The organism is Gammaproteobacteria bacterium (assembly GCA_013214945.1).
Taxonomy (GTDB): Bacteria; Pseudomonadota; Gammaproteobacteria; order Enterobacterales; family Psychrobiaceae; genus Psychrobium.
Genome location: JABSRT010000023.1, coordinates 18,400 through 43,014, shown reverse-complemented (window position 1 = coordinate 43,014; position 24,615 = coordinate 18,400). Strand labels below are relative to the sequence as shown.

The 24,615-nt window shown below is 42.7% G+C and carries 24 protein-coding genes; 14 read left to right on the top strand and 10 right to left on the bottom strand.

The window, feature by feature from the left end:
- The first annotated feature begins 10 nt into the window (after positions 1-10).
- Positions 11-583, top strand: coding sequence for an elongation factor P-like protein YeiP (gene yeiP / locus HRU23_16315; GenBank protein ID NRA55705.1), 573 nt, complete (start codon positions 11-13; stop codon positions 581-583).
- Between the two features lie 60 nt (positions 584-643).
- Here the strand turns inward: yeiP and HRU23_16310 are convergent, their stop codons facing one another.
- On the bottom strand, positions 644-1,993 hold the full coding sequence (locus tag HRU23_16310) for a sodium-dependent transporter (protein NRA55704.1): 1,350 nt from the start codon (positions 1,991-1,993) through the stop codon (positions 644-646).
- Positions 1,994-2,257: 264 nt separating this feature from the next.
- Between HRU23_16310 and HRU23_16305 the strand changes: the two genes are divergently transcribed.
- Complete coding sequence (locus HRU23_16305; GenBank protein ID NRA55703.1) at positions 2,258-2,440, top strand: helix-turn-helix domain-containing protein; 183 nt, start codon at positions 2,258-2,260, stop codon at positions 2,438-2,440.
- Positions 2,441-2,635: 195 nt separating this feature from the next.
- Here HRU23_16305 and serS read toward each other — a convergent pair whose 3' ends face one another.
- From serS to lrp, 6 genes are all read right to left on the bottom strand, one after another.
- Entirely contained in the window at positions 2,636-3,922 is a 1,287-nt protein-coding gene (gene serS, locus HRU23_16300; protein NRA55702.1) for a serine--tRNA ligase, read from the bottom strand.
- A 77-nt stretch (positions 3,923-3,999) separates the two neighbouring features.
- Positions 4,000-4,371, bottom strand: a complete 372-nt coding sequence (crcB, locus tag HRU23_16295; protein NRA55701.1) for a fluoride efflux transporter CrcB — start codon at positions 4,369-4,371, stop codon at positions 4,000-4,002.
- A 51-nt stretch (positions 4,372-4,422) separates the two neighbouring features.
- A complete protein-coding gene (locus tag HRU23_16290) occupies positions 4,423-5,754 on the bottom strand; it encodes a replication-associated recombination protein A (GenBank protein ID NRA55700.1) in 1,332 nt (443 codons plus the stop codon).
- A gap of 6 nt (positions 5,755-5,760) precedes the next feature.
- Positions 5,761-6,441: an outer membrane lipoprotein chaperone LolA gene (gene lolA, locus HRU23_16285; GenBank protein ID NRA55699.1), complete on the bottom strand. Its 681-nt coding sequence runs from the start codon at positions 6,439-6,441 to the stop codon at positions 5,761-5,763.
- A gap of 99 nt (positions 6,442-6,540) precedes the next feature.
- Complete coding sequence (locus HRU23_16280) at positions 6,541-9,186, bottom strand: DNA translocase FtsK 4TM domain-containing protein (protein NRA55698.1); 2,646 nt, start codon at positions 9,184-9,186, stop codon at positions 6,541-6,543.
- Between the two features lie 79 nt (positions 9,187-9,265).
- A complete protein-coding gene (lrp, locus tag HRU23_16275) occupies positions 9,266-9,754 on the bottom strand; it encodes a leucine-responsive transcriptional regulator Lrp (protein NRA55697.1) in 489 nt (162 codons plus the stop codon).
- 136 nt (positions 9,755-9,890) lie between these two features.
- Between lrp and ald the strand changes: the two genes are divergently transcribed.
- Entirely contained in the window at positions 9,891-11,009 is a 1,119-nt protein-coding gene (gene ald / locus HRU23_16270; GenBank protein NRA55696.1) for an alanine dehydrogenase, read from the top strand.
- 221 nt (positions 11,010-11,230) lie between these two features.
- Entirely contained in the window at positions 11,231-12,181 is a 951-nt protein-coding gene (trxB, locus tag HRU23_16265; GenBank protein NRA55695.1) for a thioredoxin-disulfide reductase, read from the top strand.
- Positions 12,182-12,246: 65 nt separating this feature from the next.
- Here trxB and HRU23_16260 read toward each other — a convergent pair whose 3' ends face one another.
- Entirely contained in the window at positions 12,247-12,717 is a 471-nt protein-coding gene (locus HRU23_16260) for a hypothetical protein (protein NRA55694.1), read from the bottom strand.
- 117 nt (positions 12,718-12,834) lie between these two features.
- Between HRU23_16260 and aat the strand changes: the two genes are divergently transcribed.
- From aat to infA, 3 genes are all read left to right on the top strand, one after another.
- Positions 12,835-13,539 carry a leucyl/phenylalanyl-tRNA--protein transferase gene (gene aat / locus HRU23_16255; GenBank protein ID NRA55693.1) on the top strand — a complete coding sequence of 235 codons (705 nt, stop codon included), beginning with the start codon at positions 12,835-12,837 and terminating at the stop codon, positions 13,537-13,539.
- A 22-nt stretch (positions 13,540-13,561) separates the two neighbouring features.
- Positions 13,562-14,269 (top strand): arginyltransferase, encoded by a 708-nt coding sequence (locus tag HRU23_16250; protein NRA55692.1) that lies wholly within the window; start codon positions 13,562-13,564, stop codon positions 14,267-14,269.
- A gap of 113 nt (positions 14,270-14,382) precedes the next feature.
- Positions 14,383-14,601 (top strand): translation initiation factor IF-1, encoded by a 219-nt coding sequence (gene infA / locus HRU23_16245; protein ID NRA55691.1) that lies wholly within the window; start codon positions 14,383-14,385, stop codon positions 14,599-14,601.
- Between the two features lie 85 nt (positions 14,602-14,686).
- On the opposite strand, the gene clpA is transcribed toward infA, so the two are convergent.
- Positions 14,687-16,954, bottom strand: a complete 2,268-nt coding sequence (clpA, locus tag HRU23_16240; protein NRA55690.1) for an ATP-dependent Clp protease ATP-binding subunit ClpA — start codon at positions 16,952-16,954, stop codon at positions 14,687-14,689.
- Positions 16,955-16,991: 37 nt separating this feature from the next.
- Positions 16,992-17,306: an ATP-dependent Clp protease adapter ClpS gene (clpS, locus tag HRU23_16235; protein NRA55689.1), complete on the bottom strand. Its 315-nt coding sequence runs from the start codon at positions 17,304-17,306 to the stop codon at positions 16,992-16,994.
- 206 nt (positions 17,307-17,512) lie between these two features.
- On the opposite strand from clpS, the gene cspD reads away from it, so the two are divergent.
- The 7 genes from cspD to HRU23_16200 all read left to right on the top strand — a co-directional run bounded on the left by cspD (position 17,513) and on the right by HRU23_16200 (position 24,558).
- Positions 17,513-17,719: a cold shock domain-containing protein CspD gene (cspD, locus tag HRU23_16230; protein NRA55688.1), complete on the top strand. Its 207-nt coding sequence runs from the start codon at positions 17,513-17,515 to the stop codon at positions 17,717-17,719.
- A 316-nt stretch (positions 17,720-18,035) separates the two neighbouring features.
- Complete coding sequence (gene rluE / locus HRU23_16225) at positions 18,036-18,671, top strand: 23S rRNA pseudouridine(2457) synthase RluE (GenBank protein ID NRA55687.1); 636 nt, start codon at positions 18,036-18,038, stop codon at positions 18,669-18,671.
- A 183-nt stretch (positions 18,672-18,854) separates the two neighbouring features.
- Positions 18,855-19,958 (top strand): tRNA 2-thiouridine(34) synthase MnmA, encoded by a 1,104-nt coding sequence (gene mnmA, locus HRU23_16220; protein ID NRA55686.1) that lies wholly within the window; start codon positions 18,855-18,857, stop codon positions 19,956-19,958.
- A 16-nt stretch (positions 19,959-19,974) separates the two neighbouring features.
- Entirely contained in the window at positions 19,975-20,598 is a 624-nt protein-coding gene (gene hflD, locus HRU23_16215) for a high frequency lysogenization protein HflD (protein NRA55685.1), read from the top strand.
- A gap of 91 nt (positions 20,599-20,689) precedes the next feature.
- On the top strand, positions 20,690-22,060 hold the full coding sequence (gene purB / locus HRU23_16210; protein ID NRA55684.1) for an adenylosuccinate lyase: 1,371 nt from the start codon (positions 20,690-20,692) through the stop codon (positions 22,058-22,060).
- A gap of 90 nt (positions 22,061-22,150) precedes the next feature.
- The gene (locus tag HRU23_16205; GenBank protein NRA55683.1) at positions 22,151-23,296 is read left to right on the top strand and encodes a cupin domain-containing protein; all 1,146 of its coding nucleotides are present in this window, start codon (positions 22,151-22,153) and stop codon (positions 23,294-23,296) included.
- A 206-nt stretch (positions 23,297-23,502) separates the two neighbouring features.
- Entirely contained in the window at positions 23,503-24,558 is a 1,056-nt protein-coding gene (locus tag HRU23_16200; protein NRA55682.1) for a Glu/Leu/Phe/Val dehydrogenase, read from the top strand.
- The last annotated feature ends 57 nt before the right edge of the window (positions 24,559-24,615 follow it).

Genomic DNA, 24,615 nt, shown 5'->3' with positions numbered 1-24,615 from the left:
GAAAAATTTCATGCCAAAGGCAAGTGATATAAAGAAAAATACCGCTATCGAATACAATAATGGCGTTTATGTAGTCCGTGATATTGAACGTTCTGTGCCTCAGGGACGTGCCGGCGGTAGTTTATACCGTATGCGGATGTACGATGTAGTATCTGGCTTAAAAGTCGATGAAACGTTCAAAGACAGCGATATGCTAACCCTAGCCGACTTAGTGCGTCGTGATGTAATGTTGTCGTACCTTGATGGTGACGAGTTTGTCTTTATGGACAACGAAGACTATACGCCGTATAACCTTAATAAAGAAAGCATCGTCGATGAAGTGCTATTTATTGATGAAAATACCGAAGGCGTGCAAGTTGTTTTAGTTGATGGCGCTGCAGTCGGCTTGGTATTACCTTCAAGTGTTGAATTAGTGATCACCGAAACAGATCCTTCAATTAAAGGTGCATCGGCTAGTGCTCGTACTAAGCCAGCCACTTTGTCATCGGGTTTAGTTATTCAAGTACCAGAATACATTTCTACCGGTGAAAAAGTAAAAGTGAATACCACGGATAAGAAGTTTATGGGACGTGCTGAAAAGTAATTTTCGCGCTTTCGATGCCAGCCATTAGTTTGACTGGCATCGATAACCGATTATTGGTGCTTAATTTAGTGAATGAATGAACATCGCTAAAATAAATACCGGACAAACAAACCGTACATACCACGGCCAAATAGCCCAGAACAGACTATGCTGCGCCCCTGAGTTACCTTTCTTAATTTCGGTTAACGCGTTATTACGCTGCCATACCCAGCCGGCATAAACACAAAAGAAAATCCCAAGGATCGGTTGACTATAACGAGTAGTAATAGCAATCACTAGCCCAAATAGTGCTTCAAAGTTAAACACGATGATTAAGCTTAATGAGGTAATTAACGCGCCGATGCTCCAGCTGGCCTTTTTTCGTTCAACACCATGACTCTCAACGACATAAGCAACTGGCACTTCAAGTAAAGAAATCGACGAAGTTAAGGCTGCTAATGACATCAGCGTGAAAAAAGCAAAAGCAACAAAAACACCAATCGTGCCCATCTGATCGAATAAACTAGGTAACACTTTAAAAATTAAGCTGTCACCACCGATTAGTTGACCGTTTTGGTCAAAAATTTCAACCCCATAGTGCTGAGCGACATACATGGCAGGAATAATTAATAATCCAGCCACAAAAGCCAAACCAACATCAATTAAAGTCACCCAGGCACCCACTTGCACAATGTTTTCTCGGCTCGACATATACGAGCCATAAATTAACATGCAACCAACCCCTAAAGATAAGGAGAAAAAGGCTTGGCCCAGTGCACTAACTAACAGCCCACCGTCTAAAATTTGGCTAAAGTCTGGTACTAAATAGACTTCAAGACCTTTTATTGCGCCGGGCAATGTCATCATATATGCAATCAGCAGCAATAAAATGACGACCAATGCCGGCATCAGTCGGGTTGACCAACGTTCAATGCCTTCACGTACGCCACCACAAATAATCATAATAGTCGCGACCATAAAGACCACTGTAAACACGACATTACGGCTCAAACCAAACTGAGTGACCCATTGCGCAGATTCAACTAAGCCTAACGTGCTTAACACTGGCTCAAGCGCCGAAGCGAACATCCAGCCAGCCACAATGGCATAGAAACTTAAAATAACGGCTACCGTGATTAAACCCGCGATGCCAACAAGCTTGCCGCCAAGCTTTAACAGCGGCACTTCGGTTAACATAGGCAAGGCTTCAACGGCATTACGACGCGTTGCACGACCAACAATCAGTTCAGCCATCAGCGCCGGATAAGCAAGGCAAAATGCCAGCACTAAATAAACCAATACAAATGCGGCGCCGCCGTTACTGGCGACCTGTGTTGGAAAACCCCAGATGTTTCCTAAGCCAACAGCTGCACCGGCTGCTGCCATAATAAACCCAAATTTCGAACTAAACTGACCTCTATCCACTACAATTCCTATCTATGTTATTTCCGTCGTTTGACCAACAAGCAAAGCTCGCCCCGTGAAGTGTAAGGCCGCCTATTCGCGACTCACACCTCACGGGGCGCAAGACGCGAGAGTTTAGCATCTTCAAAAAATGGATATAAGCCTTTAGTCGTGACTAAGCGACATTTTAGCGAGGCTGGCTAAATTACCAGCAAGGCAATGGCGACAAAAATGTTGAGAAGTTGTTATGGATATGTTTAAGTGTTGGGTACTATTTTTAAGGAGCAGATCATGGAAGAAACGTTAACGGTTGCAGCCGCAGCTGAATTTTTAGGCATTTCCGAAGCGCGAGTAAAGCGCTTAGCACGTGAAAGCCTGTTGTCCACTGTCGGCGGCGATAGCAATGAGCCATTGTTTAATAGCGAAGATGTAAAACGTTATAAAGAGCTGGCACAACGGATCGGTGGCATTTAAACCAGATAAATATCAAAGCCAACCCCATGAAAAATGCCGTTCAGCTTAACTGAACGGCATTTTTTGATTAAATATTGGTCATTACTAAGATAAACGCATCTGTCAAAATAACAAAAATCAAACCGGTGAACGTAACTATCATCGCACGATAAAGCATTAATCTTAACCACTGATCGTCATTTCTCATACACCAAATTAACTAATCGAAGCTAACCCTCCCATGTATGGACGTAACACGTCTGGCACGCTAATGCTGCCATCGGCTTGTTGGTTATTTTCTAAAATAGCCACTAAAGTTCGGCCAACCGCCAAACCAGATCCGTTTAATGTGTGCAGCAATTCAGGTTTGTTACTGCCCTTACTGCGAAATCTTGCTTGCATGCGACGCGCCTGAAAATCACGGGTATTACTACATGATGATATTTCACGGTAACATTCTTGCGACGGTAACCATACTTCCAAGTCATAAGTTTTAGCGGCTGTGAATCCCATATCGCCGGTACATAACAACATTTTACGGTATGGTAATTCAAGCAACTGCAATACTTTTTCAGCATTGCCTGTTAATGCTTCTAATGCATCGCTTGAATCTTCCGGCTTAACCATTTGCACTAATTCAACCTTGTCAAACTGATGCTGGCGAATTAGCCCTTTGATATCACGGCCATAAGAGCCGGCTTCACTTCTAAAGCACGGTGTATGAGCAGTAAACTTAATCGGTAATACGCTTTCGTCAACAATCTCGTCACGCATTAAATTGGTTAGCGGCACTTCAGCCGTCGGAATTAACATTAGCCCAGTACCTTCCTCGTTAGCAGGGTTGGTATGGAATAAATCTTCTGAGAATTTAGGTAATTGCCCAGTACCACGTAAGCTATCAGCATTGACTAAGTACGGCACATAAGCTTCGGTATAACCGTGCTCTTGCGTATGAAGATCAAGCATAAACTGAGTCAGTGCTCGGTGCATTCGCGCAATGTTTTGCTTTAGAACCACAAAACGAGAACCCGACAACTTTACCGCCGCCGCAAAATCAATGCCACCAAGTGCTTCACCTAAATCGGCATGATCTTTGACTTCAAAATCAAACTGACGTGGTTGGCCCCAACGTGATACTTCAACATTGTCGTCTTCATCAGCGCCAACAGGCACATCGGCATCTGGCAAGTTAGGAATGCCCATGACAATGGCTTCGATATCGGCCAGTAATGTGCTCAGCTCACTCTTAGCGAGTTCAAGTTTGTCACCTAATTCGCCAACTTGAGCCAGTAATGGTGCAATGTCTTCGCCGCGTGCTTTGGCTTGGCCAATAGATTTAGAGCGACTATTGCGCTCGGCTTGCAACTCTTGGGTCGCGGCTTGCAATGACTTGCGACGCTCTTCTAATTCGGCCAATTGAGCAGTGTCTAATTCAAAACCGCGCGCCTTAAGGCGTTGCGCGGTTTCTTCTAATTCATTTCTAAGATATTTAGCGTCTAACATTTTTATTCCGAATAATAAGTTTATGACAAATATAGTATATAAAGTCTAAGGATACGGGCTTTGTTTAGGCCTAACATTTAGGTTTTAGCAACGAGTGTGATACCAATAAAAGCAGCACCCAGACTCAAACCAACATTTAACATGATATTAAGCATCGCTTTGATCAGGTCGCCTTGCTGGATCAACAGCACACTATCAAGAGAAAATGTTGAAAAGGTCGTTAACGCCCCCAAAAATCCAATGCCTAATGCCATTTTTGCTTCCGGCACTACATGTTCAGCCTCAACGAGGCCAAAAAGTAGCCCCATACATAATGAGCCAACAAAATTGACAATAAGTGTACCAAAAGGAAAGCCTTTACCAAACAGGTTAATTGCTAATTGTGCAAATCCATAGCGGGTCATGGCACCGCACGCACCTCCGATCGCAATCATCAGTAAATTATTCATCGCTTACCTATCGTTATCCTTAATTTATTGTCCGTTAGCGTGTGCCGTTGGTTAATACCTTTTATTGGCACTGGCTTGGTTAAGTTGTTCCAAAAATTTGAGTTTTTCGCTAATTTTAGCTTCCAGACCGCGACTGGTCGGCTGATACAGTCTTAACTCGGCTAATTGTGGCGGTAAATAGCTTTCTCCCGCAGCAAAGGCATTAACTTCGTCATGGGCATAACGATATTCACTGCCATAGCCTAGCTCTTTCATTAAGTTAGTCGGGGCATTACGCAAATGATTGGGTACCTCAAAGTCTTGCTCTTGGGCCACCAGCGCTTTCATTTGACTAAAAGCACTGTACACTGCATTACTTTTGGGAGCACAAGCTAAATAAATCACCGCTTGAGCTAACGCTCGCTCCCCTTCCGCAGGTCCAACTCGATGAAAACAATCCCATGCCGACAAGGCTATTTGCATCGCTTTGGGATCGGCATTGCCGATATCTTCTGATGCAATAGCTAATAATCGTCGTCCAATATACAACGGATCAGCACCGACGGCTAACATCCGGCAAAACCAATAAAGCGCACCATCAGGAGATGAGCCGCGAATTGATTTATGCAAAGCCGAGATCAAGTCGTAATAAAGGTCGCCTTTATTATCAAATTGGCTAACCTTAGCACCGCACACTTGGGTGAGCATTTCGAGGCTAATCTCTTGATGGTTTCCATCAAGCATATCGCTCAGTAATTCAAGGTAGTTCAGCGCCATCCGTGCATCGCCCTGGACGATGTTAGCCAAGGCATTAGCCACTTCTGGCGCCATAACTATCGACTGTTTACCTAAGCCGCGCTCTTTATCAACCAAGGCTTGGGCTATTAAGGCAATAATATCTTGCGGTTCTAATTTATTGAGTAAATAGACTCGCGCCCGCGATAACAAGGCGTTGTTTAACTGAAATGATGGGTTCTCGGTGGTGGCACCAATAAAAATAACCGTGCCATCTTCAATATAGGGTAAAAAAGCGTCTTGCTGGCCTTTGTTAAAGCGATGAACTTCGTCAACAAACAACAAGGTTCGCCGTGATTGTGCACTGGCGACGTCCTTGGCATTTTCGATCGCTTTTCTAATATCTTTGACCCCAGAGGTGACCGCCGATATACGTTCAACATGGGCATCAACGTATGTGGCCACTAACTCTGCCAAGGTAGTTTTACCGGTGCCCGGCGGCCCCCATAAAATCATTGAATGAGCTCGGCCCGCCTCTAACGCCAAGCGCAATGGTTTGGCAGGACCAAGAATATGACCTTGGCCAATATACTGCTCAATAGTCCGCGGACGCATTCGTGCAGCCAGCGGTTCAAAGTTGGGCGAAAAGTCAAAAGTTAATGTCGTCACAGAACGCTACTTAACCTCTCTTTGGTCGTCAAAATCAACGCCGTCAGGTAGCGTAAAATTAAATATGTCATTAGCAAGTCGTGAGCTGGCATTAAAGTCGCTTAAAATAAACTCGCTCGTTTGACCTTGAGTATCTTCAATGGTTAAGCGGCTAATGATATCGTCATTAAAACGAATGATAATGCGCTTAGTTAAGCTATTTGGATCCTTAGGCACAATGGAATAACCCTGTTGGTTAGTGCTAACATCAAATTGTGACCAAGCTTGCTCACTTTGGTTGGCAATTAACCACAACGGCGATTGTTGCACCGTTTTGTTGAGTTCCATTGCTGTGACCTGTTCAACAAAAGCATTATAGATCCACACTGCTTGACCGTCCGAGACAATTAAATTCTGATCTGGTTCATAGGTCTGCCATCGAAATTTATTGGGTTGTTGGACTTGCAACTCTCCCTTGCTTGTTTGGATCTGCTGGCCTTTGACATCAAAGACCTTTTGCTCAAACTGCGCTGAGAACTGCTCGAATCGCTTTAGCTTATGACGTAACGTCAATAACGCACTCGTTGGTGCCGCGGCTGGTTTGGCTGGGGTTTCAAGCGTCGAACCTAATTGTTCAGTCGCTTGCACCATTACCGTGCCACTCATTGCCAGCATAAACACACTTATTAACACTAAATTCTTGTACATCATTATCCTATAAATACTTTGCGCTGATTCAACGTTATCTACCGATTGAATACTATCTACTAATTCAACACTGTGCGCTGATTGCTGAGTTCGTGGTGGTTACATCTTTGGCGCTGGCGGAGCAATTACTTCACGCAGCCCATTATGTCCCGGCGAACTAACAATGCCCGACGCTTCCATTTGTTCAATTAAGCGGGCAGCTCTGTTATAACCAATTTTAAACTTGCGTTGCACACTTGAGATTGATCCTCGTCGCGTTTCGGTAACGAACGCAACAGCCTCATCATAAAATTCATCATTTTCGTCATCGCCATCGGCTGCTTCACCAGGCAATAAAATTGACTCGTTACTATCACCAGACAAGATCGCCTCAATATAGTTCGGTTTTCCGCGTTTTTTCCAGTCAGCAACCACCTTATGTACTTCATGATCGTCGACAAAGGCGCCGTGAACTCGCGTTGGTACTCCTGTGCCTGGCGGCAAATACAACATATCGCCCATGCCAAGCAATTGCTCTGCGCCTTGTTGATCTAAAATAGTTCGTGAATCAATTCTCGACGATACTTGAAATGCAATTCGGGTTGGGATATTGGCTTTAATCAAACCGGTAATAACATCAACCGATGGGCGCTGCGTCGCTAAAATAAGATGAATGCCAGCGGCACGAGCTTTTTGCGCAATTCGGGCAATCAGCTCTTCGACCTTCTTACCGACAATCATGATCATATCGGCAAACTCGTCAACCACCACCACAATGCTCGGCAGGTTTTCAAGCTCTGGTGCTGTTGGGTCCATGCTATCACCTGGCTTCCATAGCGGATCGACCAATGGCGTGCCATCAGCGCGGGCTTGATCAATTTTAGCATTGTAACCTTTCAGATTACGCACCCCGACCGCCGACATCACTTTATAGCGACGTTCCATTTCACCAACACACCAGCGCAAGGCATTTGCTGCTTCTTTCATGTCAGTAACTACTTCGGACAACAGGTGTGGGATCCCCTCATAAACGGAGAGTTCCAGCATCTTCGGATCGATCATAATCATCCGAACTTGTTCAGGGGTCGACTTATAAAGCAATGATACGATCATCGCATTAACCCCAACTGACTTACCTGAACCAGTGGTACCCGCCACTAGCAAATGCGGCATTTTCCCCAAATCAACCACCACCGGCGCACCAGAAATATCTTTGCCTAGCACCATAGTTAACGGCGATGCTGAGTTAGCAAATGCATCACTGCTCAGGTTTTCGCGTAAGTAGACCGTTTCGCGATGTTCATTGGGGATTTCAAGCCCGATAACACTCTTGCCTGGAATAACTTCAACGATCCTCACACTTAACGCTGATAATGAACGTGCTAAATCTTTGGATAAGGCCGATATTTTGCTTACTTTAACCCCTGGCGCCAAGTCGAGTTCAAAGCGCGTGATGACAGGACCAGGATATACATCAACCACATTAGCGATGATATTAAAGTCGAGCAATTTTTCTTCGACCAACCGTGATACTCGATCCAAGTCCTCTTGGGCAATCGGCGCAAATTTCTTTTTTGCATTATCGAGCAAAGTCAATGAGGGTAACAGGCCTACCGCGGCCGGCAGCTCGATAACAGGCTCTGGTGAATCTTCAGCGATAACTTTAGGTTGAATAGCTGAAATAGCGGCGCTCAATTGTTCAGTTGAACTTGGCTGCGCGATATCATCAGTTGCAATATCATCATGTTCAGGGCGTTGATACGGCGAAAGTTCTATTTCAGGGCTATCGTCATCTTGCGGTTCAATAGTTGCACTCACGCCATCAGTACTGGGTATAGCTGCCATTTTATCCGGTTTAATCGCAACAACACTAGTCGTGGCTAGTTGGGGTTCAGGCAAGCCGGTTTTAGCTACCTTGGCGTTAGCAGTAAGGTCAAAACTAGGCTCTGCACTTCTTTGTTTGTTAGTCATTGGGGGTGCTGAAATATCGTCAGACTCGACAGATTCATTACGGTGGTTGTTACGACTAAAACGTTGCGGCAAATCGCCAACCCAGCAACAACCCTTAATAGTATAATAACCAATTGATTCAGCAAGCTGCATCCAGCCAATGCCGGTCAAAAGTGTCAAGCCAGTTGCAATAAAACAAACCAATAGCAAGGTGGTACCAAGAAAATTAAAGTTTGGTAACATCGCTTGTGCCACCATATCTCCGATAATGCCACCGCCAGAGAAACTATAGATATTATCGAAATTAATACTAGCCGTTGCTAAAACCCCAAAAACGGTTAAAAAGAAGCCGACAAAGCGTAGTCCCATCGTAAAATAATCAATCGCACGTAACTTATGGTGGGCTTTAAACAGTACATAACCTAAACCAGCGAGTAAAAATGGACACAGATAAGCCAGATAACCAACACAAAATAGTAAAATATCCGCCAAGTAGGCCCCGGTATGACCCATCCAGTTAGCTGCAGTGCCACTGACTGCGGTTTGAGTCCAACTGGCATCAGCACGATCAAAGCTATAAAGTGCCAACAATAAATATAATGATAACAACGTTGACGTCACGATAGCCGCTTCAAGCAATCTTTGCGCCCCGCTAACTTTTCCGCTCGCTGTTGTTACTGGCTGCATATTATCTACTACTGTCTCTTGCACTGAATTCTCTATGGCCAAAAGTAATCTCTCCCTAACACAATTATTCCACTTAAAAAATTTGACGCTTAACCTATACCCTTGGCAATGCTGGAATAAAACCTGCATTTCATCGATTACGGGTATCTAGCCATAATACCAATTTTAAACGCTTAAGTAGCGCTTGATCAAGTGCTACTTAGGCAAGTTAATTGGCGATCGCAATTTGGGTAGAATATTTAACTTCTTCCATCACCACATAGGTTCGAGAATCTTTAATATCGGGCAATTGCAGTAACGTTTGATTAAGCACCTTACGATAAGTTGACATATCAGCCACTCGTGTTTTTAGTAAGTAGTCGAAATCGCCAGACACTAAATGGCACTCTAAAATATCATCTAATTGATTAACGGCTTCATTAAACCGGTCAAACACATCAGCACTACTGCGGTTGAGTCTAATTTCAACATAAACTAATAGTGAAGCATTAAGCTGTTCGGGATCGAGCAAGGCGGTATAGGATTTAATCACCCGCTGTTTTTCCAGCCGTTTTACTCGCTCTAAGCAAGGGGTTGGACTTAAGCCAACCCGTTTAGCTAATTCGACATTAGAGATTCTGCCGTTGATTTGTAATTGGATTAATATGTTGCGATCAATGCGATCTAGTACTATTGACTGGCTCATTGGTATTACCATTGGTGCATTATCTTAGATAGCTTCAAATGTTAGCATTTTATGCTGATATTGTCGAAATTACAGATGATATCCCCTGAAAAAAGCTTCTATACTAGATTTACTTTTTACACATCCAAATTAACAAAAGGTAGTCATTATGCTTATCGGTGTACCTAAAGAAATTAAAAATCATGAATATCGTGTCGGTATGGTTCCAGCAAGTGTGCGCGAACTAGTTCAACATGGCCACGATGTTATTGTCCAGACCCAAGCCGGTGCTGGCATTGGTTTCACTGACCAAGATTATATCGATGCTGGTGCAGCAATCGAAAATGATGCAGCTGCAGTTTTTGCAAAAGCAGAAATGATTGTTAAAGTTAAAGAGCCGCTAACGGTTGAACGTGCAATGTTACGCGAAGGTCAAATCTTATTTACTTACCTTCACCTAGCCCCTGATTTAGCGCAAACTCAAGAACTAATCGATTCAAAAGCTATTTGTATCGCTTACGAAACAGTAACCGATCGTAACGGTGGCTTACCGCTACTAGCGCCAATGTCTGAAGTGGCTGGTCGTATGTCTATTCAAGCCGGTGCGCAAGCGTTAGAAAAATCTAATGCAGGCTGTGGCATGTTGCTAGGTGGTGTACCTGGTGTTGAGCCTGCTAAAGTCGTTATTATCGGCGGCGGAATGGTTGGTAACAATGCAGCACAAATGGCGATTGGCCTTGGCGCTGAAGTGACAATTTTAGACCGTAGCATCGATACTCTACGTCGTTTAAACATTCAGTTTGGTAACACGGCTAAAGTGCTTTACTCTACTGCTGACGCACTAGAGCAAGCTGTATTATCTGCTGACCTAGTTATCGGTGGTGTGCTAATTCCAGGTGCTGCGGCTCCTAAGTTAGTGACTAAAGAACACATCAAAAACATGAAGCCTGGTTCTGCTATTGTTGATGTTGCTATTGATCAGGGTGGTTGTATTGAGACTTCTCATGCGACAACTCACCAAGATCCAACGTTCATCGTTGATGAAGTGGTTCACTATTGTGTTGCAAACATGCCAGGCGCAGTACCACGTACGTCGACCTTCGCACTAAACAATGCAACATTGCCATACATTATTAAATTGGCAAACCAAGGCTACAAAGCAGCATTAGCTAACGATCAAGACTTCTTAAACGGTCTTAACGTTATCCACGGCAAAATCACTTGTGAAAGCGTTGCTATTGCACACGGTCTTGAGTTTGTTGCGCCAGAAGTTGCACTACAAGCTTAATAATTATTCTAATTCAGCCTAGCCTAGGCTAGTCTGACAGCTGAATAGTTAAACCAAAGGAAAGCCTCGTGCTTTCCTTTTTTTGCTTTAAATAGTGATGAAATGCACATATTAAAATCAGCTATATAGTATAACGACGTAAAATACTAATTACCTTGTGCTTGTGCCCTGCAATCTTTATATTGTGTAGCAATTATTTCCCCCATTTTTTAGGATCCTTCATGACTGACACCAAACATTGCGAACTATTGATTTTAGGCTCTGGCCCTGCAGGTTACACTGCAGCAGTTTACGCAGCACGTGCTAATTTAAAACCTGTTCTAGTAACAGGTATTCAGCAAGGTGGTCAACTTACAACCACTACCGAAGTAGAGAACTGGCCTGGTGATGCTAACGATCTAACGGGTCCAGCATTAATGGATCGCATGAAAGAGCACGCTGAGAAATTCGATACAGAAATCATTTTCGATCACATTAACAAAGTCGACTTCTCAAAGCGCCCTTTTACCCTGTTTGGTGACACTGCAACCTTTACTGCTGATGCGGTGATCATCTGTACTGGCGCTTCAGCTAAATACCTTGGCCTACCTTCAGAAGAAGAGTTTATGGGCCGTGGTGTCTCTGCTTGTGCAACCTGTGATGGTTTCTTTTATCGCGGTAAAGAAGTAGCCGTGGTTGGTGGTGGTAATACCGCCGTTGAAGAAGCGCTCTACCTAGCTAACATTGCTTCAAAAGTTCACTTGGTGCATCGCCGTGATACTTTCCGTAGCGAGAAAATCTTAATCGATCGCTTAATGGATAAAGTAGCAAACGGTAATATTGAATTGCACGTTAACTCGACACTAGAACAAGTTGTGGGCGATCAAATGGGTGTTACTGGATTAAAGTTGACAGGAACTAACGGCAATAGCGACAGTGAACTAACTGTCGACGGCGTATTTATTGCGATCGGTCACCAGCCAAATACCGGCATATTCGAAGGCCAATTAGACATGGATAATGGTTACCTTAAAATTCAGTCTGGATTAGCAGGAAACGCCACTCAAACGTCAATTCCAGGCGTATTTGCCGCTGGTGATGTCTTTGACCAACATTACCGTCAAGCCATCACATCAGCTGGCAGCGGCTGTATGGCGGCACTGGATGCAGAACGCTTCCTTGATGCCCAGTAACAACACTACATTACTATCGTTAACTTAATGGTAGTAATGCACCAAAGCCCTTAGCGGGGCTTTGGTTATAATACACGATCAATGAACACCCCTGTCTCAAAGTACACCAATCTGAGTCGATCTTTATTTCGATATACTTGATCTTTTTGTAAGGGTAAAATAATCGCTTTTCTGACCCCGCTTGATAAAATCACAATCATTTCTATCAGCTTAACTTGCTGACTAATATCACCCAAATCACGCAGCCTTGCGCGTTTGTTTTTAAGTAAAATAGCATCTAAGACCTGCTTGATATCAACCGCAGAACCTTCACCAAATTGATAACCCAAAACACCGCCGAGCAATGACTCGCCAAACAAACGCCAATTGTGGCGCTGATCACGTCTAAGATCTTGCTCGCTAAGCAATCTGACATTAAACACAGTTGCTGATTCGACCTTACTTATAGTCATTACTTGCTCGGCGAGCACGTGCGGCATAAATACTAAAAATACGGATATTTTTACCAAGCATCTGAAACAGCTCGACCACTTCATTATATTCTCCTTGTCTAAGATCATAACGCTTGATTAATAATCATCAACGATAAATATTATCTTGACTGTTATTATTAATATAAACTGATCTTAAGTGTCCTTATTCATCACAGGCTTATGCCCAAGTTAACTCTATTAGATAATAATAATTTCTCATTTCCATGCCCGAGTATCGCGCTAACAGAGCCCAATGGGCTGTTAGCGGTTGGCGGAGATTTATCGGTCACAAGATTATATAATGCTTACCAACACGGAGTTTTCCCTTGGTATAATGACGACGAACCCATTTTGTGGTGGTCGCCGGACCCTCGTTGCATTATTTTCACTCACAAATTTCATGTCAGCAAGAGCTTTCAACGATTTCTGAAAAAAAAGCATTATAAAATAACAATAAATAATTGCTTTAGCGATGTAATCACCGGCTGCAGACAGCCTCGCTGCTACCAGAAAGAAACATGGATCAATGATGAAATAGCCCAAGGTTACCTTGCGTTACATCAGCAGGGGCACGCACATAGTATTGAAGTCTGGGAGCACGACAGTCTCATTGGCGGCATATATGGCGTAATGACCAACAACGTTTTTTGTGGCGAATCAATGTTTTCTCGTCGTACCAATGCATCCAAAGTTGCTCTATATACCTTAAGTATATTCCTAGCTGAGCATGGAATAAAGATTATCGATTGCCAAATTCCCAATGATCATCTACTTTCTTTGGGGGCGACTACGGTAGCGCGAACCGATTTTTTAAGATTGCTCAAACACCCGCCAGAGAGTAAATTAGATCCTATAGACTGGCAACCACGCCAACTCTATTATTAAACAAGTGTACAATCGGAATAAAATGACCAAAGTAACTCATGTGCCGCTGGCGATTACTGAAAAATTTAGCTGTAGTTACTTGCCAGACAAAACTGAACAACTTATTTTTGTGCAGCCACCATTGCAACTAACCGATGAGGCCTATGAAACATTAATGGCGCAAGGTTTTCGCCGCAGTGCTGATGATGTCTATCGCCCCCACTGTCCACAGTGCAATGACTGCCAAAGCCTAAGAATTAATGTAAGCGATTTTATACCTTCGAAAAGCCAGCGCCGTTTATTAGCAAAAAATAAACAGCTCGTGATGAAGGTAACTCAACAAATAAAACCCAGTTATTACCCACTCTACCAAAAGTACATTAGCGTGCGTCATTGCGATGGTAGCATGTATCCGCCCAATGAAGATCAGTTGAAAAGCTTTACCCAGTCCAAGTGGTCTAACATCGAGTTTATCGAGCTTTATCACCAGCAGCAATTAATATCGGTGGCGATAGTCGATCGCACACCAAATGCATTGTCCGCTGTTTACACTTTTTTTGACCCACAATTCGCTAAGCTATCACTTGGCAGTTATAATATTTTGCAGCAAATAGAGTATGCGGCACAAAACAATATCAAATTCGTCTATTTGGGTTATTTTATCGACGCATGCGATAGTATGAAATACAAACAGAAATATCTCCCAAACCAACGATATATTGACGATAGTTGGATTATATTCAAAAAATGACGCTCAATCCTTTACACGGCTGCCGTTTTGCGTCATTATTTGCGCCCATAAATTACCGCATTATTCGCTCAATTTTTGGACGAAACAGCATCAATCGACAGGAACAAGTCTTAATGGCTAAAGAAGACAATATTGAAATGCAAGGCACTGTGCTAGATACCTTACCTAACACAATGTTCCGAGTAGAACTTGAGAATGGCCATGTAGTCACAGCGCACATTTCAGGCAAAATGCGTAAAAATTATATCCGAATTCTTACCGGTGACAAAGTAACCGTGCAGTTAACACCTTACGATCTAAGTAAAGGTCGCATCGTATTCCGTGCGCGTTAATCGCTCTTTTCTATTAAGTAGTTTTTCTCAATAGAAAACAAAAAAACCCATCATATGATGGGTTTTTTTATGACCGAATTAAAGGTTAATTGATATCTTCGGTTAAATTCAATGGAATATATTTAAAGGTTAACTTGTCATTGCTGATAGCAACCTCAACCGAACCACCATTAGCGAGTTGACCAAAGAGTAATTCGTTAGCCATTGGCTTTTTAAGCTTCTCTTGAATCAAACGAGCCATCGGACGTGCGCCCATTGCCTTGTCGTAGCCATTCTCGACCAACCAAGCTCTCGCCTGGGCTGAGACATCAAGTGCAACATGTTTAGCATCTAGTTGGGCTTGTACTTCAACAATAAACTTATCAACAACCTGTTCAATCACAACATGGTCTAAGTGGTTAAACCAGACGATAGAATCAAGTCTATTTCTAAATTCAGGCGTGAACTCTTTATTAATGTCTTGCATCGCATCACTTGAGTTATCCTGCACCTTAAAGCCCATCGTTTGACGCGCCGTCTGACCAACACCAGCATTAGTCGTCATCACTAAAATAATGTTCCTAAAATCAGCTTTACGGCCATTATTGTCGGTTAAGCTACCGTGATCCATAACTTGTAGTAACAGGTTGTATACATCGCTGTGAGCTTTCTCTATCTCATCAAGCAATACCACACTGTGTGGCTGCTTACGCACGGCGTCTGTTAACAAGCCTCCTTGATCATAACCAACATAACCTGGAGGAGCACCAATCAATCGGCTAACAGTGTGACTTTCCATGTACTCAGACATATCAAAGCGAATTAATTCAACCCCAAGGCTGATTGCTAATTGCTTACATATCTCTGTTTTACCAACCCCGGTTGGACCCGCAAACAAAAATGAACCAATTGGTTTGTCTTCATTACCTAAACCAGAACGCGACAATCTAATCGCCGACGTTAATTTATCAATCGCTGGATCTTGTCCAAATACCACAAGTTTCAGATTCCGATCTAAATTCTCAAGTAATTTAATATCAGAAGAAGAAACAGACTGCTCGGGAATTCGCGCCATTTTGGCAATAATCTCTTCGATTTGTGCCACGTCAATAATAGGATCTCGATCGGCATTGCCTTTCATTGCTAAACGCGCACCCGCTTCATCAATAACATCAATCGCTTTATCAGGTAAAAAACGTTCAAGGATATATTTAGCAGACAATTTAGCAGCAGCACGCATTGCAGCTTTGGTATAGGTAACGTTATGATGCATTTCATAGCTTTTCTTAAGCCCCATTAAAATCTCGGTGGTTTCTTCAACCGATGGCTCGACCACATCAATTTTTTGAAAGCGGCGTGCTAGTGCCCGATCTTTTTCAAATACACCTGAAAACTCTTGATAAGTTGTTGAACCAATACAGCGTAACTTGCCATTGGATAACAATGGTTTAAGTAAATTAGACGCATCCATCATGCCACCAGAAGCAGCACCAGCCCCGATAATGGTATGAATTTCATCAATAAATAAAATTGAATCAGCCTGAGCTTCGAAATCTTTTAAAACCGCTTTAAAGCGTTTCTCAAAATCACCACGGTATTTCGTCCCAGCAAGAATAGCGCCCATATCGAGCGAATAAATCACATGCCCTGCAATAATATCAGGCACTTCGTCTTTGATGATTCGATAGGCTAATCCCTCAGCAATAGCGGTTTTACCAACCCCTGCTTCACCGACTAATAACGGATTATTCTTGCGTCGACGTGACAACACCTGAATGGTTCGTTCAACTTCGTTATGGCGACCAATTAGCGGGTCAATCAAGCCCTGACTAGCAAGCTCATTAAGGTTGGTCGCATATTTGGTCAACGCATCTTTATTTTTTTGTTCTTCAGGTGACTCTAGCTGTTCTTGATCCGTAGTGTCGTGGATCTGTTCGCCATCTTTGCTAATACCATGCGACACAAAATTGACAATATCTAAACGCGAAATGTCCGATTTTTTCAGTAAGTACGACGCTTGTGATTCTTGCTCGCTAAAAATAGCAACCAAGACATTAGCGCCTGTTACTTCGCTATTACCAGACGACTGAACGTGGAACACTGCGCGCTGTAATACCCGCTGAAAACCTAGAGTAGGCTGAGTTTCTCGCTCATTATCACTTTCACCGATCAATGGTGTCGTTTCTTCAATGAAACAATTAATTTCTTTTTGTAGTGAGTCGATATCAGCTCCGCAAGCTAATAAAGCCTCTTTGGCTGAGTCGTTTTCTGTTAAAGCAAGTAACAGATGCTCAACCGTCATAAATTCGTGGCGTTTTGAACGGGCATCGCGAAATGCACTGTTTAACGTCAGTTCCAGTGACTTATTTAGCATGGGCATGTCTCCTTAAAATATTGACTAGTTCACTAATTCAAACTTCTTCCATAGTGCACAATAATGGATGTTCATTCTCACGTGCACATTGACACACTTGTTCAACTTTTGTTTCAGCTATATCTGCGCTATAAATACCGCAAGTTGCCTGACCATCTTGATGAACAGCCATCATTATTTGAAAAGCAGCTTCTTCGTTTTTACCAAAAAACACGCGCAATACTTCGGTTACAAAATCCATTGGTGTGTAATCATCATTAATTAATATAACTTTATATAACGATGGTGGCTTAGTTGCCAGCTCTTGAGTGTCTTTCTCAAGCACCAAATCAAAATCACTTGACTCACCCATAATTTAATTTTAGTCCTTATTTTAATTTGTGGAACAAAATACCAACAATAATACTAATAAAATACGATTAACGCTTGACTGTTTAATCGTTTTGTTTAAATATTTTAATATTAATTTCGTATAAATTCACTAAACAAATCGTTTTTATACAAATTAAAAGTACGAATTCAGTTTGGATGAATCGAGTCAATACAAGGAATTTAGGAATGGCTACAGGTACCGTTAAATGGTTTAATAATGCAAAAGGCTTTGGTTTTATTTGTCCCGATAATGGCGGCGAGGATGTGTTTGCGCACTATTCAGTCATTGAAATGGATGGCTACCGCACCTTAAAGGCAGGCCAAGAAGTTCAGTACGAATTGCAAAGTGGCCCCAAGGGTGCTCATGCAGAAAAAATCAGCCCGGTTAACTAAGACTAAAGAACTATTAAGAAGTGATAACGGCTGCAACCTTATAAATTAACAATGTGTTAATACCAAGTTGACGTTGGTAAAAGCATTGTCTAATGATTCAAACACTAAGTCTTTGAATTTGTGATTAGTAACGCGAGCCGTTTTTGCTCTAACTTATTAGATGGGTCAGTCGACTTAGTTATATGCAATAGTAGCTAAGTTGATGATGCCATGATCTGCGCTATTTCTGATATAATCTATGCATTAAAGCTAATGAACGGATCACCATTGGGTAATTTTTTCCTTTGTGATTAATAAATAGAGAATATCTACCACTATGCGCAGTAAGTTTTTATCAAAACCGACCGAACAAAAAAAATCACTGATTAAACGTCGAGCGACCCCCAAAGACCATCTAAATAAACCCAAAACAGGTCCAACTCGGGTCATATTATTTAATAAACCCTTTGATGTTCTTAGCCAATTTACCGATGGTCAAGGTCGACAGACCTTAGCAGACTATGTCGATCAAAAAGACGTTTATGCCGCCGGACGGCTCGATCGTGACAGTGAAGGTTTATTACTGTTAACCAATAATGGTAAATTACAGGCTAGGTTAACCCAACCGAAAGAAAAAACGGCGAAGACCTACTGGGCTCAAGTTGAAGGGATCCCGTCCGATGATGCCATTAAACAACTGTGCCAAGGTGTCACATTAAAAGATGGCATGACCCAGCCTGCTGAAATCAGAATAATAGCGCCGCCCACTAATCTATGGCCGCGTAACCCTCCGATCCGCGAGCGGAAAAACATTGCAACCAGTTGGTTAGAAATAACGATAACAGAAGGCCGAAATCGCCAGGTTCGACGCATGACAGCTCATATCGGCCATCCAACTTTGCGACTTATTCGCTACCGCATTGGCAACTGGACCATTGATGGTCTCGATAATGGCAAATATCGCGAAGTATAAATGACGCTTTACCTCGTCCCTCCTCGATAAAAATAGTTAAACTGTCGTTGTAATGTTGCTACCACATTATCGACCTTTGTGTTAAAATTTGCGCCCGAAAAATATCATTACTGCGTGACGTTGATCACGGTTTCATAATCGTGAAATACAATGCCGCAGAATTAAGTCATTACAAGGTCAAAAATGTTAGACACGGCAAGCAAAAAAGTTATCGTTGGTATCTCTGGTGGGGTTGATTCGTCTGTTTCAGCTTACTTACTTAAACAGCAAGGCTATCAGGTTGAAGGGCTGTTTATGAAAAATTGGGAAGAAGACGATACCGATGAATATTGTTCTGCTGCCCAAGATTTAGCTGACGCACAAGCAGTATGCGACAAGTTAGGCATAAAACTTCACAGCATTAACTTTGCTGCGGAGTATTGGGACAACGTTTTTGAGTATTTCCTCGAAGAATATAAAGCTGGCCGTACGCCTAATCCTGACATTATTTGTAATAAAGAAATAAAGTTTAAAGCATTTCTTGAATTTGCGGCCGAAAATTTAGGCGCCGATTACATTGCTACCGGCCATTATGTTCGTCGCCGTCAAATCGATGGCAAGTGGCAACTATTACGTGGCCTCGATGATAATAAAGACCAAAGTTACTTTTTATATACCTTAGGTGAAGAGCACGTCGCACAAACCTTATTTCCGGTCGGTGAATTAGAAAAGCCAGAGGTGCGTAAAATTGCACTAGAGCAAGGTTTGATTACCCATAACAAAAAAGATTCAACCGGCATTTGTTTCATTGGTGAACGCAAATTTAAAGATTTCTTGTCTAAGTATTTACCGGCTCAGCCGGGTGTCATTGAAACCTGTGAAGGTGAAGCCGTCGGTCAGCACGAAGGCCTGATGTACCACACGCTAGGGCAACGTAAAGGTCTGCATATCGGTGGACTGAGCAAGCATGGTGATGCACCTTGGTATGTGGTCGAAAAAGATATGTTACGTAATGTCTTAATAGTCGGCCAAGGCGCAGATCATCCTCGGTTATTTTCTAATGGCCTACTTGCTAGTCAATTGCATTGGACCGATCGTGTTGGTCCGCAACAAGTGACTAAGTTAACGGTAAAAACCCGCTATCGCCAACAAGATATCCCTTGTACGTTATATCCAGCGGGCCCCGATCAAATCCGAATTATTTTCGACCAACCGCAAAGTTCGGTTACCCCAGGACAATCAGCAGTATTTTATCTCAATGAAGTCTGCCTCGGCGGCGCAATTATTGACGAAATTATTCGCGACTAAAGGCTCAGGAAAAATAATGACTAATCATAAGAATAATCAAGTATTAGCCTTTGCGGCAATGTGCCAATGTGCCCAGCTGGTCCATAATCTGGCTCGTACTGGCACGATTGACAATCAGCAATGGCAAGTCTGTATTAATAGCCTATTAATTACCGATCCGGACAATGCGCAAGATATTTATCCGAATAGCTCTGATTTATTTTTAGGTTATAAAACCATGATTGAACAGCTCTCAGATAGCGGTAACAATCGTAATATTGAGATCACAAAATATATCGCGGGTTTAATCGCACTTGAACGTAAGTTGATGAAGTCTCAACGTTCATTGGCATCAATGGGTCAGCGGGTTGATCAGGTTAAACGTCAACTACATCATTTCACAATTGACGATCCGGCGGTTATTGCTAATTTGGCCAGTATTTACAGTGATATTATTAGCCCATTGGGCTCTAAAATTAAAATCACCGGAACTCCGGCACAGTTACAGCAAAAGTTAGTTCAAGAAAAGATAAGAGCCTTACTGCTTGCTGGCGTTCGTGCAGCAGTATTATGGCGTCAAGTTGGCGGTAAACGTCGCCATTTGTTACTGGCCCGAAAAGAGCTAATACAAAATGCACAACGACAACTGAGTCGAATTTAAACTCGTGCTAATCACGCATTATCTGGCAACTGTTCATTTATTTCATCCAAGTACAGTTGCTTTAATTTTAGATGTTATTGAGGATTAACCCATGGAACTTTCTGCATTAACCGCAGTATCTCCAATTGATGGTCGTTACGGTAGTAAAACAAGCGAGCTTCGCACTATTTTTAGTGAATTTGGTCTGACCAAATATCGTGTTGAAGTTGAAGTTCGCTGGTTACAAAAATTAAGCGCAACCCCTGCAATCGTTGAAGTGCCACTTTTTAGTGCCGAAGCTAATGCTGTGCTTGATGGCATTGTTGCCAATTTTAGCGAAGAACATGCCGCTCGAGTAAAAGAGATTGAGCGCACCACCAACCACGATGTAAAAGCGGTTGAGTATTTTCTAAAAGAACAAGTAGCCAGCAATCCAGAACTGCATGCGGTTAATGAGTTTATTCATTTTGCTTGTACCTCAGAAGACATCAATAACCTGTCTCACGCGTTAATGTTACGTGCTGGCATTAAGGACGTATTTAATCCTTATGCTCAGGAATTGCTTGATACCATCAAAGCGCACGCTATTGATTACAAAGCGATACCTTTATTATCGCGTACTCACGGTCAGCCGGCTTCGCCATCGACCATGGGTAAAGAGTTTGCTAACGTCTATATCCGTTTATTACGCCAGTTTGATCAAGTTCAGAAAATTGAGTTTTTAGGTAAAGTAAATGGCGCTGTAGGTAATTACAATGCTCACCTTAGCGCATACCCAGAAGTTGACTGGCATCAATTTGCCAATGAATTTGTGACTTCACTTGGCCTGACTTGGAATCCGTACACGACCCAGATTGAGCCGCATGATTATATTGCTGAATTATTTGACGTTATTGCACGATTTAATACCATATTACTAGATTTCGATCGTGATATATGGGGTTACATTTGTCTGGGTCATTTCAAACAGAAGACTATTGCTGGTGAAATTGGCTCGTCAACGATGCCACACAAAGTCAATCCAATTGATTTTGAAAATTCAGAAGGCAACTTAGGCCTTGGCAACGCGATCATGAATCACCTAAGTCAGAAGCTACCGGTTTCTCGCTGGCAGCGTGATTTAACTGATTCAACCGTATTGCGTAATCTTGGTGTTGGTTTAGCCCATGCTATTATTGCTTACCAATCAACCCTAAAAGGGCTGAGCAAGCTTGAGATTAACGAAAAAGCCTTGCGTGCTGACTTAGACAACAACTGGGAAGTGCTGGCTGAACCAGTACAAACAGTGATGCGACGTTATGCAGTTGAAAAACCGTATGAAAAGCTAAAAGAACTCACACGTGGCAAGCGCATCAACAGCGAAGATTTAGCGTTGTTTATCGCTGCACTAGAGATCCCGCAAAGTGCAAAAGATCAGCTAACAGCGATGACCCCTGCCAACTATATTGGCCGTGCTATCGCTTTTGTTGACGATTTAGCATAGATTAAGCTCATAGGCGTCACGATGGCGCAAGTTGAGAAATAGCAAAGGCAATGGCAACCCCATTGCCTTTTTGTTTGCCAGGAAATAAGCATGAACACAATAAATTTAAATGATCTTTCACCGCAAGAGTTTTTAAGCCAGTACTGGCAAAAAAAACCCTTACTGATCCGTAATGCCATCAACGATTTTCAAGATCCGATCAGCCCTGACGAACTGGCAGGCCTCGCCATGGAAGAACAAATTGAGTCGCGTTTAGTCTGGCAAAAAGACGGGAAATGGCAAGCAGAACATGGCCCTTTCGAAGATTATGGCCATTTAGGTGATAAGGACTGGTCGCTACTAATCCAAGGGACCGACCATTTTGATCGTGACGTAGCAGAACTGATCCGCCCTTTTCGTTTTATGCCCAATTGGCGTATCGATGATGTGATGGTGAGTTTTGCCACGCCAGGCGGCGGGGTCGGCCCTCACGTCGATAACTACGATGTCTTCATTATTCAAGGCAGTGGTAAACGCCACTGGCAAGTTGGTAGTAATGAACAATTAACCGAAGTGGTTGCCCATCAAGCCTTATTGCATGTCGAAGCTTTTGACGCAATTATTGATGTTGAATTATTACCTGGCGATATGTTGTACATTCCACCAGGATTCCCTCATCAGGGCGTCGCGCTTGAACCATCAATGAGCTTTTCAGTCGGCTTTAGAACCACCTCTAAAGCGCACCTATTTAGCGCCTTAGCTGACCATGTCATCGACAATCAACTGCACACTGATATGGTGATTGATCCTGAACGCCAAGTGACTAATTCACCAGGTTTGATCGACAAGCAAGACTTTGAAAAACTCAAGCAGGCGCTGCTTGAGGTAATTAACGACGATGATAAACTGAGTGATTTCTTTGGCAGCCATCTGTCCCAAGCCAAACATGAGCTTGATATTGACGAACCTGAAACCGATTATCAGGCGCAGGACGTGCGTGAAGGCTTGAATCAAGGGCAACAACTGATCCGGATTGGCGGCTTACGTTCAGTCTATTTCGATAATCAGAAAAGTGCTGGTACCATTTATATCAACGGCGAAGCGTTTTCAGCAGATATCGAACTTGCAGACGCAATTAAATTGTTTGCCGATCACACCGAGTTATCACCCGAACAATTGTCGCCATGGTTAGGTAATGAGCAACTTTTTGAATTTATTTGCCAACTACTTAACAGTGGATACTGGTATCTTGACTAATAACTAATCTAATCTGTCCGGGGTAAGTTCAGGCTTAACCCGGCTTTGTCACTGCCTTTCCCTTGCTATAAATTTTTCTTTACACTATAAACATATATATATTGCGCTAAACATAGCACTGAAAATAGCCAAGTGTTATGTTGCTCGCAATAAACAACTGGCTCGGCTATAACATTCAATATTCGAGCACATCTCTGGAGTACCCCATGGCATTTTTCGACCTTCCATCATTTGACAATCACGAGCAGGTATCATTTTTTACCGATGAAGCAACTGGACTAAAATCTATTGTTGCCATCCATGATACGACTCTAGGGCCCGCCGTTGGTGGTTGTCGAATGTGGGATTATGCATCAGATCAAGAAGCCTTGATCGATGTTTTACGCTTAGCACGTGGCATGACCTATAAAAATGCAATTGCTGGGCTAAAAATGGGCGGTGGCAAATCAATTATCATTGGTGATGCAAAAACCCAAAAAACCCCAGAATTGTTTCGAGCCTTTGGCCGCGCAATTCATACCCTAGGTGGTCGTTACTACAGTGCTGAAGATGTCGGGGTAACAACCCAAGATATTATGTACGCCAACGAGCAAACCCCTTATATGGCAGGACTTGAAGGTAAAAGTGGCGATCCATCGCCTTTTACTGCGCTAGGAACTTACTTGGGCATAAAAGCCGCGGTAAAATATCAGCTAGGCAAAGATTCGCTGGCAGGCATCAAAGTAGCTATTCAAGGCTTAGGCCATGTTGGTTATTACCTGTGTAAACATTTACACCATGCTGGTGCTAAATTGATCGTCACCGATTTAAATCAACAATCACTGGCTCGCGTTGCAACAGAGTTTAACGCAACCGTGGTTGGACTTAATGAGATATATAGTCAAGATGTCGATGTTTATGCACCTTGTGCCTTAGGCGCGACGGTCAACGATCAAACACTGGGTTTATTTAAAGCCAGTATCATTGCAGGCTGTGCCAACAACCAATTAGCCGAAGCTCGCCATGGTGAAATGTTACGCGCCCAAGGTATTTTGTTTGCACCCGATTATGTTATTAACGCCGGCGGCATTATTAATGTTTCTTTTGATGATGACTACGATAAACAGAAGTCGACCGCTAAAGTTGAAAAAATATACGATACTTTGACCAATATATTTGATCTCGCTAGCAGTCAGGATACTCAAACCGACAAAATTGCTGACCAATTAGCGCGAGATATTATCAGCGCTAAAAAAGTGGAGTTAGCTAAAAATAGCCTGTAATTTATCAAAAATAACTTTTATTATTTAGCGATAAATACAAAAAAAATTGTTAATAAT